Source organism: Bradyrhizobium sp. BR13661, from assembly GCF_029892425.1.
Taxonomy (GTDB): Bacteria; Pseudomonadota; Alphaproteobacteria; order Rhizobiales; family Xanthobacteraceae; genus Bradyrhizobium.
Genome location: NZ_JARXWB010000039.1, coordinates 1 through 14,690, shown reverse-complemented (window position 1 = coordinate 14,690; position 14,690 = coordinate 1). Strand labels below are relative to the sequence as shown.

Below are 14,690 nucleotides of genomic sequence, written 5' to 3'. Positions count from 1 at the left end.
CCATGGGTGAAAGCGCGGCAACATGGCCGTCCGGACGCGGACGCTTCGTCACCTTTGAAGGCGGCGAGGGGGCGGGCAAGTCGACCCAGATCAAGAAGCTCGCCGACCGTCTCAAGGCGGCAAGGATGCGCATCCTCGTCACGCGCGAGCCGGGCGGGTCACCGGGTGCCGAGATCATGCGCCATCTGGTGCTGTCGGGGATGGGCAAGCTGCTCGGGCCTGAAGCCGAAACGCTGCTGTTCGCCGCCGCGCGCGACGACCATGTTCGGACCGTGATCGAGCCTGCGCTCAAGCAGGGCATCTGGGTGCTGTGCGACCGCTTCGCCGACTCGACACGTGCCTATCAGGGCAGCCTCGGCAGCGTGCCTGCCGGGTTGATCAACGCCATGCAGCGGGTCACGATCGGCGATCTCAAGCCAGACCTCACTATCATCCTCGACCTGCCGGTCGAGATCGGCCTGGCCCGTGCGGCGGCGCGGCGCGGCAGCGACGCGCCCGACAGGTTCGAAGGTGAAAAGATCGCCTTCCATCAAGGCTTGCGCGAGGCCTATCGCAAGATTGCTGCAGACGATCCCGCGCGCTGCGTGCTGATCGACGCCAATTCCGATCCTGATACGGTCGCCGGCCGTGTCTGGACCGCGCTGCGCGACCGTCTCCTGCCGACGCCCGCCTCGGTGGTGTCGGCATGAGCCCGCGTCAAGTCGAGCGCGAGAGCGCCATTCCGCATCCCCGCGAGACCAGCCTTCTGTTCGGCCATCGCGAGGCGGAGGCCGCGCTGCTGGCGGCCTATCGCAGCGGGCGCATCGCGCATGCCTGGCTGATCGGTGGCCCGCAAGGGATTGGCAAGGCGACGCTGGCGTATCGCATGGCGCGCTTCGTGCTTGCCCACGGGCAGCCGCTGGCGCCAGCCGTGCAGGGCGCCGAGGACCTCGCGGTTGATTCCGATGACACCGTGGCGCGGCAGGTCGCGGCTGGCTCGCATGGCGGGCTGCTAACGCTGGAGCGCACTGCCAACGACCGCGGGGTGATGCGCACCGTCATCACCGTCGACGAGACGCGCGAGACCATAGCGTTCTTCGGCTCGACGGCTGCCGCCGAAGGCTGGCGCGTCTGCATCGTCGACACCGTCGACGAGCTCAATCCCAATGCTGCGAACGCACTGCTCAAGATCCTCGAGGAGCCGCCGCAGCGATCGTTGTTCCTTTTGGTGAGCCACGCACCGGCGCGCGTGCTCGCCACCATCCAGTCGCGTTGCCGCAAGCTGCGCTTGCGATCCCTGACAACCGACGAGGTCCTCGGCGCAGCCGCTGCGGCCGCCGACCTTGCTCCAACTGATCTGGCACTGCGCGAGGCTGCGGAGGCCTCCGAGGGCAGCGTTGCACGGGCGCTGACGCTGCTCGGCGGCGATGCGCTGAAACTTCAGCAGCGCACGGCGGCGCTGTTGGCGCGCCTGCCGGAGGTCGATCCGCGCGAATTGCACACCCTTGGCGAATCTCTTGGCACCAGCGATCGCGTGGCGCTCGCAGCCTTCGTCGACGGCATCGATCGCTGGATCGCGGACCGCCTGCATGCGGACGACGCCAATGCCAACCAGAACCTGCCGCGCCTTGCGCGCTTGAGCGAGGTATGGGAAAAGATCGTCCGCGCCGCGCGCGACACCGAAACCTACAATCTGGAGCGAAAGCCCTTGGTTTTTTCGGTGTTCGGCTGGCTGGCGGACGCAACGCGCTAGAGCGCAAGTTTGAATCCAAATTTCTGAGAAGCCGGTAAAGGAAGTCGTCGTGGCAACGCGAGCTAAGAAAACCGCCAAGGGCAAGAAGAAGGCTGCGAAGAAAGCCGCGAAGGCGCCTGCGCGCAAAGCTACCAAGAAGACTAAGAAGGCCGCGGCCAAGAACGGCTTGAAGAATGGCGCGACGAAGAGCGCTGCGAAGACGGCAAAGAAGGCCGGCAAGAAAGCCGCGAAGAAGCAGGTTGTCGCCAAGAAGGCAGTGAAGACGGCGGCTGCCAGAAAGCCTGCAAAGCCCCCGACGAAGACCGCAGCCAGGAAGGCGAAGGTGACCGAGCCCGCCGTGATCGCGGCACCGGCTCCTGTCGTCACTTCGCCGAAGGCCGTGCAGCCCAAGGTCACTAAACCCGAGGTCTCGAAACCCAAGGTCCTGAAACCCAAGGCGCCGCCTGCGCCGAAGCCCGCGGCGGCGCCAAAGGCCACAACGCCCGCGGCCGCCCCCGCACGCGACAACGTCTTCTACATCTCGACCGCGATCGCCTATCCCAACGGCAGCCCGCATATCGGTCACGCCTATGAGGCGATTTCGGCCGACGTGCTGGCGCGCTTCGCGCGGCTCGACGGCAAGGACGTGTTCTTCCTGACGGGCACGGACGAGCACGGCCAGAAGATGGTTCAGACGGCGCAGAACGAGGGTCTGACCCCGTCTGCGCTGGCGACCCGCAACGCCGGCCGCTTCAAGGAGATGGACGAACGCCTGAACGTCTCGTTCGATCGCTTCATCCGCACCACCGAGGAGCAGCATCATCGCTCGAGCCAGGAGATCTGGCGCCGCATGGAGGCGAATGGCGACATTTATCTCGACAGCTATTCCGGCTGGTACTCGGTGCGTGATGAGGCCTATTACGCCGAGGATGAGACGCGCCTGAACGACGACGGCGTGCGCCTCGGGCCGCAGGGCACGCCGGTCGATTGGGTCGAGGAGAACAGCTATTTCTTCCGCCTGTCTGCCTATCAGGACAAGCTGTTGAAGCTCTACGAGCAGCACCCTGAATTCATCGGCCCGGATGCGCGCCGCAACGAGGTCGTGAGCTTCGTGAGAGGCGGCCTGCGCGATCTCTCGATCTCGCGCACCACGTTCGACTGGGGCGTCAAGGTGCCCGGCGCCGAAGAGCATGTGATGTATGTCTGGGTCGACGCGCTGACCAACTATATCACCGGTGTCGGCTTCCCCGACGAAGACGACAAGAATTGGCGCTACTGGCCGGCCGATCTGCACATCATCGGCAAGGACATCATCCGCTTCCATGCGGTGTACTGGCCGGCATTCCTGATGTCGGCAGGCCTTGCGCTGCCGAAGCGGGTGTATGCCCACGGCTTCCTGTTCAACAGGGGCGAGAAGATGTCGAAGTCGGTCGGCAATGTCGTCGATCCCTTCAATCTCGCCGACCAGTACGGCGTCGACCAGATGCGCTATTTCTTCCTGCGCGAGGTCTCCTACGGCCAGGACGGCAACTACAACCACGAGGCCATCGTCGCGCGCATCAATGCCGATCTCGCTAACGATCTCGGCAACCTCGCGCAGCGCTCGCTGTCGATGATCGCCAAGCAATTCGGCGGGGGGCTGCCGGAGCCCGGCGCATTCAGCGACAACGACAAGGCGATCCTGGCGATGGCCGACGGCATGATCGCGGCCAGCCGCGAAGCCATGGCGACGCAGCAGATCCATCACTGGCTCAACGCCGTGTGGGCCGTGGTGGCAGAGGCCAACCGCTATTTCGCGGGCGAGGCGCCGTGGGCGCTCGCCAAGACCGATCCTGCGCGCCAGAAGACGGTGCTCTACGTCACCGCCGAAGTCGTGCGCCAGATCGCGATCCTGGCTCAACCGGCGATGCCAACTGCTTCAAGCCTGCTGCTCGACAGTCTCGGTATTCCCGTGAGCGAGCGCAACTTTGCCATGCTCGGCGGCGCCAAGCGCATCACGCCCGGATCAACGCTGCCGGCGCCGACGCCCGCGTTCCCGCGCTACATCGAGCCAGCGGCCTAGCGTTACCCAATCTCGTGGCGATGCGACTTGGCAACCGCATCGCGTCGCCACGATAGGCCAAAGCCGGCTGCGCCGCGTACCCAAAGCCCGCGCGACCCCGCCCAGGGGTGATCGCATGCCGGTATCGAGATAGGCGCCGCCGTCTGCGAGCGGTATCAGGCGCCAGACGTGACCCGCCTCATTGATCCAGATCATTGCAAATGAGACGCAGGTCTCCGCTTCTCATGCGACGAGGCGAAAGATAACGCAGCTTCGCGGTCGGTGGGCGGCGCACGTTCGCAGCGGTAATGCGATACGCGTTATGACAAGTCCATAGCTACAGCCGTTCCTATGGTAGTCTTCGCAGGAATTGCAACCTGCCAAGGGAGGCGGTCAATTCGATGTCGCGTCGTTCGCCCGGAAGTGGCCTTCAGTGCCGTATGGCAGGTGGGAATTGAGCCGTTCACATACCCGAGACGATGGCGAGGATTCCGGAAGGCTCGGAACCTCGTTGTGGCTCAGACTACAACAGCGGCTGCGCAACCTGGGACGCGGCAAGGGGAGCGTATATCGGGCCAAGGCAGCAGCCGATTTGCACGCAAGCGAGGCGAGATTCAAAGGCGTCCTCGCTGCGAGTCCAGACGCCGTCCTGATGGTCAACGATGCCGGTGTGATCGAGTTCGCCAGCGACCGCGTCTCGGACATTTTTGGGTACGCGCCCGAAGAACTCGTGGACAAGCCCGTCGAGATTCTGATCCCGGAGCGATTTCGCAAGGCACATTTGAGCCATCTGGGCGCCTACTTCACGCAACCCAAGACGCGAATGATGGGTGGAGGGCTGTTGTTATGGGCGCGACGAAAAGACTCGACCGAATTCCCGGCCGAGATCAGCCTCAGTCCAATTGCAATGGCAGATCGGTCCGCAGCGATTGCAGCGGTGAGGGACATTTCAACCCGCAGGGCTCTTGAGGCTCTTCAGCAAAAGGGAGTCGAAGCCTTGCGTGAAAGCGAGGAGCGTCTGAGATATTTCATCAAGTACGCTCCGGCCGCGATTGCGATACTCGACAAAGACCTGCGCTACCTCGTCTACAGCGACCGATGGCTTACGGACTACGGCCTCGTCGGCCGAGATTTGCACGGCCTGTCACATTATGAAGTTTTTCCCGAAATCCCGGATCGCTGGCGCGCGATTCACCGCCGCGCCCTTGCGGGCGAGACGCTTCATGCCGAAGAGGACTCGTTCACGAGAGCCGACGGACGCGTGCAATGGCTGCGCTGGGAGGTGCGACCATGGTTTGACACCCTTGGCAACATCGGTGGCGTCGCATTCTTGACCGAGGACATCACCGATCGCAAGCGAGTGGAAGCGCAACTGCTGCAGGCGCAGAAAATACAAGCAGTTGGACAGCTGACAGGCGGTGTGGCCCACGACTTCAACAATCTGCTGACGGTCATTCTCGGCAATGCAGAGGTTCTGCTGGACGAGATGAAGAGCGACGATCCGCATCGCAAGCTGGTCGAGCCGATTTTTGCCGCCGCCGAACGCGGCGCAGGCCTGACGCAGCTGATGCTCGCCTTCGCCCGACGCCAGACGCTCGAGCCGAGCACGTTCGACTTGAATGAGGTCGTGACGCACATGAACAGCCTGTTGCGGCGGACCATAGGGGAAAATGTCGAAGTCGATCTCCGCTTGACGAAGCCGTTGTGGACCGTGACCGCCGATATCCGTCAAATGGAGACCGCAATCGTCAACGTCGTCCTCAACGCGCGCGATGCGATGCCGCAGGGAGGCAAGCTGACGATTGAGACGGCTAATGTCGACGTGTCGGAAGAATATGCCGCCCACAACGTGGAGGTGACTCCGGGCCAATACGTCATGATGGCCTTGTCCGATACGGGAAGCGGCATAGCACCGGAGATACTCGATCGAATCTTCGAGCCGTTCTTCACGACCAAGCCGGTCGGCAGGGGAACGGGACTTGGGCTGAGCATGGTGCACGGCTTCGTCAAGCAGACAGGTGGGTACACCCAGATTTACAGCGAGATCGGACACGGCACCTGCGTGAAGATCTTCTTGCCACGTGCCAAGGCCGATGCGCCGACTGCCGTTCAGTCGTCCCGAACTCCTGCAACCCTTGCGACCGGTATTGAAACGATCCTCGTCGTCGAGGACGATCCTCATGTACGGATGTTCGCGGTCCAGCAATTGCGCCGCCTGGGTTATCGGGTCACCGAGGCCTGCGACGGACCCTCCGCACTGCAGGAAGTGTCGCGTTCCGGTGTCCCCGATCTATTGTTCACGGACGTTGTCATGCCTGGCGGCATGACTGGAAAGCAACTCGCTGAGCGGGTCGGGCAGATGGCACCCGGTATCAAGGTCTTGTACACGTCGGGCTACACCGAGAACTCGATCGTCCATCATGGCCGCCTCGATCCTGGGGTGCATCTGCTGCAAAAACCCTATAGGAGCGACAAGCTCGCGCAAAAGGTGCGCGAAGTCTTAGATCTCTGATCGCGCGGCGACACCTACTCTCCGCGCTCGGTGGACGCGCTCCGGAACCAGTCGAACCATCCATTTTCGGTCCCGTTGACGTCCCCACACGCTTCCCCTACCTGTGAAAGGCTGGTCGCGGCCGGCCTCGGGGCTTCTTGGGAAAGCGGTACTTGGAATGCTGGTCGACAGTCACTGCCATCTGGATTTTCCGGACTTTGCGGAGGATCTCGACGGGATCGTATCGCGTGCGCGCGGGGCCGGGATCGGTCGCATGGTCACGATCTCGACACGGGTGCGCAAGCTCGATCAGCTTCTCGCCATCGCAGGGCGCTATGACGACGTCTATTGCACGGTCGGCACTCATCCGCACCACGCGGATGAGGAAGACGGTATTTCGCCGGACGAGCTGATCGCGCTGACGCAGCATCCGAAAGTGGTCGCGCTGGGCGAGGCCGGGCTCGATTATTTCTACGACGACGGCTCCCCGGAGGCGCAGGCGAGGGGCTTTCGCGCCCACATTGCGGCGGCTCGCGCCACCGGCCTGCCGCTGGTGATCCATACCCGCGAGGCGGACGAGGATTGCGCTCGTATCCTGGAGGAGGAGGCGGAACGCGGATCGTTTCGCGCCGTGCTGCATTGTTACACCGGTGGGCGCGAGCTGGCGCTGAAGGCGGTCTCGCTCGGGCTCTATATCGGCTTCACGGGCATCCTGACCTTCAAGAAGTCGGATGCCTTGCGTGCGCTCGCGGCCGAACTGCCGTCTGACCGTATTCTGGTTGAAACAGACTCGCCCTACCTTGCGCCGGGCAAGTTCCGCGGCAAGCGCAACGAGCCGGCCTATGTGGTCGAAGTCGCCAAGGTTCTGGCCGAGACCCGCGGCGTGACGCTCGACGAGATCTCGCGCCAGACCAGCGAAAACTTCTTCCGCCTGTTCTCCAAGGTGAAAGTGTAAGGAAGCCGCATGACGCTGACGCTGACCATCCTGGGCTCTGGCTCCTCCGCCGGCGTGCCGCGTCCCGCCCTCGGCTGGGGTGCGTGCGATCCCTCGAACCCCAAGAACCGCCGCCGCCGCTGCTCGCTGCTGGTCGAGCGGACATCACACCACGGCACTACGCGCATCGTGATCGACACCGCACCTGATCTCCGCGAGCAGTTGATCTCGACCGATGTCGATCATATCGATGCGGTGTTCCTGACCCATGAGCATGCCGACCAGACCCACGGCATGGACGATCTGCGCTCCGTCGTGATCCACATGCGCAAGCGCATTCCCGTTTATTTCAACCAGTCGACCGCCAAGGACATCATGGCGCGATTCTCCTACTGCTTCATCGCGCCGGAGGGCAGCGACTATCCGCCGATCCTGAGCCGCCATTCGATCGAGGCCGGCGGGAGCCAGATCATCAGCGGCAAGGGTGGCGACGTCACGATGACCGCGTTCCTCGTCCAGCACGGCAATATTCCCGCGCTCGGCTATCGCATCGGCAACGCCGCCTACACGCCCGACCTCAACGACATCCCGCGCGAGAGCTGGGGCGCCCTGGAAGGCCTCGATCTCTGGATCGTCGACGGCCTGCGCTATACCCCACATCCCAGCCATTTCAGCATCGACGATGCGCTGTCCTGGATCGAACGCTTCAAGCCGAAGCGTGCCGTCATCACCAACATGACGGCCGATGTCGACTACGAGGTCATCAGGCAGAAATTGCCTGCGGGCGTGGTGCCGGCCTATGACGGCTTAAGGCTTGAGACGCACTAGAGCGTTTTCGAGCGAAGTGGATACCGGTTCGCGTGAAGAAAACGCGACAAAACAAGAAGCTAGAGCCCCGTTCCGATTCTGTCGGAACGGAAATGGCTCTAGGTAACCCTTACCAAGCGTAGCGGACGACGGCTTTGCCTGTATAGGCGCGCACGAGGTTCGACAGCTCGCTGTCGAAATTCGCACTCGCGGACCAGCCGTTGGTGCCACGCAGCTCGAGCGCGACCCCTGCCAGGACCGAGTTTGGCGCAAGCGCTGTGCTGCCGATGACAAAGCCCTGGCCGGATGCCTGGCTGGATACCTGGCCGGATCGTTGGCCTGTGATCGCCTGAAAGACCGCAGGCATCGACTGCGTCGCGCTGAAATCATGCGCCCAGGCAAAGCGTCCTCGCAGATCGAATAGACTGCCAGCCAGTGCGAACGACGTGCTGGTGCGCAGGCCGAGTTCGCTGCGACTGTCAATGAAGCTGTTGCTGCTCGACGGCGCCGATTGATCTGCGGCGTATGCCGGCTGCGCGGTATAGTCGGAGAGGCGGAACATGGTGACTTGGCCAGCCGCATAGGGCGTCATGCCGAGCCAGGGCGTTGCGATCCGGTAGCCGCTCTCGATGCGACCCGAATAGGCATTGGCATTGACGGCCGAGTTGAGCTGGTCGCTGCCAGCAGGCGTCACTTGATGGTCGCTGCTGATGGCCTGCCAGCCATAGGCGAGCGCAGTCGCGACATAGGCTGCGCCGATGGAGTGCCTGACGAAGCTACCGGCCTGAAACAAATCGGAACGGCCGCTGGAGAAACTATTCGCAAAGCCGGTGCCGCCGCCGGCGAGCGCAAAGCCTATTCGCGTCTGCGGTGAGAGCGCATAGTCGGCGCCGACGGCGGTTGCAAAGCTGCGGGCCGACGAGCCGCTGCCGTCGGTCGCTGTCTGCGAGCCGCCGAAGCCCGCAGCCCAGATGCTCCAGTGCTGAGCCGCGAGCGACGGCTTGCCGTAGATCGCCTCATAGGCTTCGCGGCCGATGCCGCCATGCGTGCGATCGTTGCCAAGATCGGTATAGGCCGAGAGCTCCGAGTCGAATTCGGGCCGGCCGGTGCCGCGCCCGTCGATGGTCGGGTCGAGCAGGGTCTGGGTGAACTGCTTCATTGCCAGAAACGTGGCCTGCGCTGTCTCGGTCTGCGACGGCCCCGTGGAGCCGCCGCCGAACGCCTGCCGCATGCCGAACCTGCCGGTCCCGGCGAGGCCCGGCGGTTCGCCGTTCCAGCCATAGTTGGGCTGCATCCCCGGACCGCTTGGAGCGCCGAACACCGGGCCACCCATGCCAGCAAAATTGTTGCCGCCACCAGAATTGCCGAAACCGCCCGGTGCGCGCGGACCGGCAGGACCAAAATTCTCGGACACGGCGAAGGCGCCCGATTCACGCGTGACCTGCGCACCCGCCGCGCGCGGCAGCAGCAATCCGGCCGTCAATAGCAGCAGCGCCAGACGCGCACGCACGTCTGTGCTCACGACATGAACCGCATGAAGCGCCCCAACCGCGCCGGCCGCCGTTCGCGCAGCTAGCGCGACGAATCATGTGGAATCAGCGAATCCGACGGGAGCAAAACGTAAATGCGTCTCTAACGTTTTCCAATCTTTTCCTGCGATGTCGCGGTGTCGTCAAACGTACAAAATCATTTCAGGACGACGACGCGGCGAAACAATATGTGTTTCTAATTGTGTCTGACGCTGAAGCGGGCCTTAAGCTGTAATCGCCTTGGCAGATCCGACTTCATTGCGCAGCAGGAACTTCTGGATCTTGCCCGTTGACGTCTTCGGGATCGGTCCGAACACGACCGCCTTGGGCGTCTTGAAGCCGCTCATATGCGTGCGGCAGAAGGCGATGATGTCCGCCTCGGTTGCGATTGCACCGTCCTTGAGCTCGACGAAGGCGCAGGGCACTTCGCCCCATTTCGGATCGGGCTTGGCGACGACGGCGGCGAACAGCACGGCGGGGTGCTTGTAGAGGACGTCCTCGACTTCGACGGAGGAGATGTTCTCGCCGCCGGAGATGATGATGTCCTTGGAGCGGTCCTTGATGGTGACGTAGCCTTGCTCGTCGAGCACGCCGAGATCGCCGGTGTGAAACCAGCCGCCCTCGAACGCTTCCTTGGTCGCCTTCTCGTTCTTGAGGTAACCCTTCATCACGATGTTGCCGCGGAACATGACCTCGCCGATGGTCTCGCCATCGCGCGGCACCTCCTGCATGGTCTGCGGATTGATGACGGTGACGCCTTCCTCGAGCGGGTAGGGCACGCCCTGCCGGCGCTTCATCTTCGCGCGCTCGGCGGCGGGCAGCTCGTCCCAGCCGGGCTGTTCGGCACAGACGGAGGCGGGGCCGTAGACTTCGGTCAGGCCATAGACATGCGTGAGCTTGATGCCGATGCTTTCGGCGCCTTCGAGCACGGCGACCGGCGGCGCGGCACCTGCGATCAGTCCGACGACGCGGCGGGCTGCGTTGCCTTTCGGCGCGTCAGGCGCGTTGATCAGCGTGTTGTAGACGATCGGCGCGCCGCACATGTGGGTGACGCCGTGCTGCTTGATCAGCTCGAAGATCCTGGTCGGCTCGACCTTGCGCAGGCAAACATTGATGCCGGCGGCCGCAGCCAGGGTCCAGGGAAAGCACCAGCCGTTGCAATGAAACATCGGCAGCGTCCAGAGATAGACCGGATGCTGGCCGAGATTGCCGGCAAGGATGTTGCTGACGGCGTTGAGATACGCGCCGCGATGATGGGTGACGACGCCCTTGGGATTGCCCGTCGTGCCCGAGGTGTAGCTCAGCGCGATCGCATCCCATTCGTCCCTCGGCGGGATCGCCGCAAAATCCGGATCGCCTTGCGCAACGGCCGCTTCGTATTCGATCTCGCCGATGCGCTTGCCGCCCCTGAAGGCGGCATCGTCGACGTCGATCACGAACGGCTTCGGTCCGCTCATCTGCGCGAGCGCGTCGGTGATCACGCCGGAAAATTCCGGATCGACCAGAATGATCCTGGCGCCGCCATGGTCGAGCTGGAATGCGATCGAGGGCGCATCGAGACGGATGTTGAGCGCGTTGAGCACGGCGCCGGTCATCGGCACCGCGAAGTGCGCCTCGTTCATCGCCGGGATATTCGGCAGCATCGCCGCCACGGTATCGCCGACGCCGATGCCCTTGCCGGCCAAATACGAGGCAAAGCGTTTGCAACGCTCATGCGTCTGAGCCCAAGTGAAGCTGCGGCCTTCATAGACCGTGCTGATGTGATCGGGATAGACGGCGGCGCTGCGCGCGAGGAAGCTCAGCGGCGACAGCGGCACGTAATTGGCGGGGGTCTTGTCGAGGCCGATATTGTACTGGTTCTGCCGCTCAGTCATCGGGACCCTCCTTACAAAAATCCGATCGAGATCCAGGGGAAGACCGCGACGATGATCAATCCTATCAGCAGCGCCAGCAGATAGCCCCAGATCGGCCGGATGCCTTCGGCCGGATCGACCTTTCCGATGGCGCAGGCTGCATAATAGCCGACGCCGAATGGCGGAGCGAATAGCCCGATACCCATCGCCAGAATGATGATCATGGCGTAGTGCACCTCGTGCACGCCGACGAGCCGCGCGATCGGAAACATCAGCGGCCCGAACAGCACGATCGCCGGAATGCCTTCGAGGACGCTGCCGAGGACCACGAAAGCCAGGATCGAGACGGCGATGAAGCTCGCGGCACCGCCGGGCAGGCCCGTCATCGCCGCCGCCAGCGCGCGCGAGAAGCCGGATTGGGTCAAGCCCCAGGCCATCCCGGTCGCGGTACCAATGATCAGCAGGATCGCGCCGGACAGGCAGGCGGTCTCGATCAGCATCGGCAACAGGCGCCGCCAGTTGAACTGCCGGTAGATCAGCAGCCCGATCACCAGCGCGTAGACGATGCCGATGGTCGAGACTTCGGTGGCTGTCGCGATGCCTTCGACCACGGCGTAGCGGATCACAAAGGGCAGGGCGAGGGCGGGGATGGACACCACGAAGGCGCGCGCGATCTCGGCGGACGTGGCGCGCGTGACGTGTCTCAAATCCTCGCCGCGATAACGCCACCACACGAGGCCCGACAGCGTCAGCGCCAGCACCACGCCCGGCAACAGGCCGCCGGTGAACAGCGCCGAGATCGAGACGCCGGTGACCGAGCCGATCGTGATCAGCACCAGGCTCGGTGGAATGGTTTCGGTCTGGGCGCCGGTTGCGGCGAGCAGGGCGACGAGATCGCCGGGGCGGGCGCCGCGCTGCTTCATTTCAGGGAACAGAACGGGCGCAACGGCCGCCATGTCGGCCGCCTTGGCGCCGGAGATGCCGGAGACCAGATACATGGCGCCGACCAGCACATAATGCAGGCCGCCGCGGACATGGCCGAGCAGGCTCGCCAGAAACGCCACCATGGCCCGCGCCATGCCGGTCATCTCGATCAGCAGCCCCAGGAACACGAACAGCGGCACCGAGAGCAGAATGAGGTGGCTCATGCCCTCGTCCATCCGCCCAACCAGCACGATCAGCGGCGTCCGCGTCGTCAAAGCCAGATAGCCGAAGATCGCGAGGCCAAACGCGAATGCGATCGGCACGCCCACGAACACGCAGAAGCCGACCACGCCCACGAAGAAGATGATCAGGTTGATATTGCCGAGCGGCTTGAGCAGCGGCTGCGCGAACCAGAAAACAGCGCACAGCATGATGACCGTGGCGGCGGCCAGCAACAACGTCTTGAGATCGCTGACGCGGAGCAGCCGCAGCAGCGCGAACAGCACCATCAGGCAGACGCCCGCCGGCAGCGCTGCCGCGCGCCAGCTGTTGGAGATCTGCAGCGCCGGCGTGGTGATGAAGCTTTCTTCGTAGGTGTATTCGTAGGCCGGACGGACGATCAGCAGCAGGAACGCCAGCGCCGCACAGGTCGCGACCACGTCCAGATAAGCCCACAGCCTTGGGCCGGCGCTGGCGACCAGCGCCGTCATCCGCATGTGCTCGCTGCGGCGGAACGCGACCGCCGCACCCAGCATTGCCAGCCACAGGAACAGCATCGAGGCCAGCTCGTCCGACCACACCAGCGGCGCGTGCAGCACGTAGCGTGAGACCACGCCGGCAAACAGGATCACGATTTCGGCGACGACAAGGATCGCCGCCGGGATCTCGACCAGCCATCTCAGTCCAAGCTCGATGGACCCGAGCACAGACCGGCGGCGAGGGGGCTCAACCATCTCGCCGGCCAAGGTGGGCGTCACGGCTGGCGTCATGTCGACATGAGCCATGGCAAGGCCCCTATTGCTTCTTACACGTTACGACAGCTTGCCGACGGACTTCTCGAGCAGCTCCCAGGCCTTCTCGCCGTACTTGCCTTTCCACTCGTTGTAGAATCCGGCGGCGCGCAGCTTGTCGCGGAATGGCCCGACCTCGGGCTGATTGAACACCAGGCCCTTGGCCGCGAGCTCCTGCTGAAGACCCGCATTCAGCTTGGCGGTATCCTCGCGCTCCTTGACCGCGGCCGCGTTGACGTTCTTGGCGACGATGGTCTTGATATCGTCCGGCAGCGCCGCCCAGGCGCGGCGGTTCATCAGGAACCAGAAGCCGTCCCACATGTGGTTGGTCAGCGAGCAGTACTTCTGGACCTCGTAGAGCTTGGCGGTCGAAATGATCGCCAGCGGGTTCTCCTGGCCCTCGACGATCTTGGTCTGCAGCGCCGAATAGACCTCGGCGAAGTTGATCGAGGCGGGCGCTGCGTCGAATGCCTTGAACATCGAGGTCCACAGCGGCGAGACCGGCACGCGGATCTTGAAGCCCTTGAAATCGTCAGGGCCGTTGATCGGCTTGGTCGAGGACGTGGTCTGGCGGAAGCCGTTGTCCCAGATCTTGTCCATGACCTCGAGCCCGGCCTTGTTGATCTCGCCGCGGACATAGGCGCCGAGCTCGCCGTCCATGGCCTTCCAGACCGTGGGGTAATCCGGGAACGCAAAGCCGATGCCGTTGATCGAGGCTGCCGGCACCAGGGTCGCCAGGATCAGGCCGGACAGCGTGAAGAACTCGACGCCGCCGGAGCGGATCTGGCTCAGCATGTCGGTGTCGGAGCCGAGCTGGTTGTTCGGGAAGATCTGGAGGTCGAACTTGCCGTTCGTCTCGCTCTTGATCGCCGCAGCCATCTCCTTGGCGCGCACGTTCAGCGGATGGGTGTCCGGCAGGTTGTTGGCGTATTTGTAGGAGAACTCGGCGGCCTGGGCACGGGCCACTGAGGGCGCGCTGACGCCGCCAAAGACGGCGGTCGCGGCGGAGGCCTTGAGAAGCGTGCGGCGGGAAAAGCTCATGGGTCTGCTTCCTCGGAAGGTTTGTTTTTGTTGTGAGATGCAAACCATACGGACGTCAGGCCAGAAGGTCATCTGCGATCTCGCGAAGCTCGCTTATTGCAGCCGGACAAGGTCGCGGCAATATCGGCTTTCAGACGAGGCCGCTGGTGCGCGCACGGTGCCGATCGATGCTCAGGCTACGGCGTCCAGAAAGCCGCTCCAGTGAAGCTGCAATGGCAGAGTCTTTGGCTAAATAACTGATCCAATTGGAGATAAATATATTCCAAAGTATGCTGTTTCGGCTTTGGAGCTGGGTGAGTGAGTGTGAGTTTCCCGTTGATTTGACGATCTATTTCTCGCTCGCTGCGTC

The 14,690-nt window shown here is 63.5% G+C and carries 10 protein-coding genes; 6 read left to right on the top strand and 4 right to left on the bottom strand.

The features are described from left to right. Window positions 1–2: 2 nt before the first annotated feature. The 6 genes from tmk to M2427_RS37225 all read left to right on the top strand — a co-directional run bounded on the left by tmk (window position 3) and on the right by M2427_RS37225 (window position 8,005). Complete coding sequence (tmk, locus tag M2427_RS37250) at window positions 3–689, top strand: dTMP kinase (RefSeq protein ID WP_280711786.1); 687 nt, start codon at window positions 3–5, stop codon at window positions 687–689. After that, complete coding sequence (locus M2427_RS37245; protein ID WP_280711785.1) at window positions 686–1,732, top strand: DNA polymerase III subunit delta'; 1,047 nt, start codon at window positions 686–688, stop codon at window positions 1,730–1,732. Before tmk ends, M2427_RS37245 begins: the two co-directional genes overlap by 4 nt. Before the next feature lie 49 nt (window positions 1,733–1,781). Next, entirely contained in the window at window positions 1,782–3,773 is a 1,992-nt protein-coding gene (gene metG / locus M2427_RS37240) for a methionine--tRNA ligase (protein WP_280711784.1), read from the top strand. Between the two features lie 490 nt (window positions 3,774–4,263). After that, entirely contained in the window at window positions 4,264–6,264 is a 2,001-nt protein-coding gene (locus tag M2427_RS37235) for a PAS domain S-box protein (RefSeq protein WP_280711783.1), read from the top strand. A gap of 157 nt (window positions 6,265–6,421) precedes the next feature. Beyond that, window positions 6,422–7,198, top strand: coding sequence for a TatD family hydrolase (locus tag M2427_RS37230; RefSeq protein ID WP_280711782.1), 777 nt, complete (start codon window positions 6,422–6,424; stop codon window positions 7,196–7,198). A gap of 9 nt (window positions 7,199–7,207) precedes the next feature. After that, window positions 7,208–8,005, top strand: a complete 798-nt coding sequence (locus M2427_RS37225) for an MBL fold metallo-hydrolase (RefSeq protein WP_280711781.1) — start codon at window positions 7,208–7,210, stop codon at window positions 8,003–8,005. Window positions 8,006–8,114: 109 nt separating this feature from the next. Here the strand turns inward: M2427_RS37225 and M2427_RS37220 are convergent, their stop codons facing one another. The 4 genes from M2427_RS37220 to M2427_RS37205 all read right to left on the bottom strand — a co-directional run bounded on the left by M2427_RS37220 (window position 8,115) and on the right by M2427_RS37205 (window position 14,341). Beyond that, window positions 8,115–9,494, bottom strand: coding sequence for an autotransporter outer membrane beta-barrel domain-containing protein (locus tag M2427_RS37220; RefSeq protein WP_280711780.1), 1,380 nt, complete (start codon window positions 9,492–9,494; stop codon window positions 8,115–8,117). 243 nt (window positions 9,495–9,737) lie between these two features. Then, window positions 9,738–11,387: an acyl-CoA synthetase gene (locus tag M2427_RS37215; protein WP_280711779.1), complete on the bottom strand. Its 1,650-nt coding sequence runs from the start codon at window positions 11,385–11,387 to the stop codon at window positions 9,738–9,740. 11 nt (window positions 11,388–11,398) lie between these two features. After that, window positions 11,399–13,294: a TRAP transporter large permease subunit gene (locus M2427_RS37210; protein WP_280711778.1), complete on the bottom strand. Its 1,896-nt coding sequence runs from the start codon at window positions 13,292–13,294 to the stop codon at window positions 11,399–11,401. A 27-nt stretch (window positions 13,295–13,321) separates the two neighbouring features. Further along, on the bottom strand, window positions 13,322–14,341 hold the full coding sequence (locus M2427_RS37205; protein WP_280711777.1) for a TRAP transporter substrate-binding protein: 1,020 nt from the start codon (window positions 14,339–14,341) through the stop codon (window positions 13,322–13,324). Window positions 14,342–14,690 lie beyond the last annotated feature (349 nt).

What these genes read in the sequence shown, in the direction of transcription:
- tmk (WP_280711786.1), top strand. Translation starts at nt 3, where the DNA reads ATGGGTGAAAGCGCGGCAACATGGCCGTCCGGACGCGGACGCTTCGTC.
- M2427_RS37245 (WP_280711785.1), top strand. Translation starts at nt 686, where the DNA reads ATGAGCCCGCGTCAAGTCGAGCGCGAGAGCGCCATTCCGCATCCCCGC.
- M2427_RS37230 (WP_280711782.1), top strand. Translation starts at nt 6,422, where the DNA reads ATGCTGGTCGACAGTCACTGCCATCTGGATTTTCCGGACTTTGCGGAG.
- M2427_RS37225 (WP_280711781.1), top strand. Translation starts at nt 7,208, where the DNA reads ATGACGCTGACGCTGACCATCCTGGGCTCTGGCTCCTCCGCCGGCGTG.
- M2427_RS37215 (WP_280711779.1), bottom strand. Translation starts at nt 11,387, where the DNA reads ATGACTGAGCGGCAGAACCAGTACAATATCGGCCTCGACAAGACCCCC.
- M2427_RS37210 (WP_280711778.1), bottom strand. Translation starts at nt 13,294, where the DNA reads ATGGCTCATGTCGACATGACGCCAGCCGTGACGCCCACCTTGGCCGGC.
- M2427_RS37205 (WP_280711777.1), bottom strand. Translation starts at nt 14,341, where the DNA reads ATGAGCTTTTCCCGCCGCACGCTTCTCAAGGCCTCCGCCGCGACCGCC.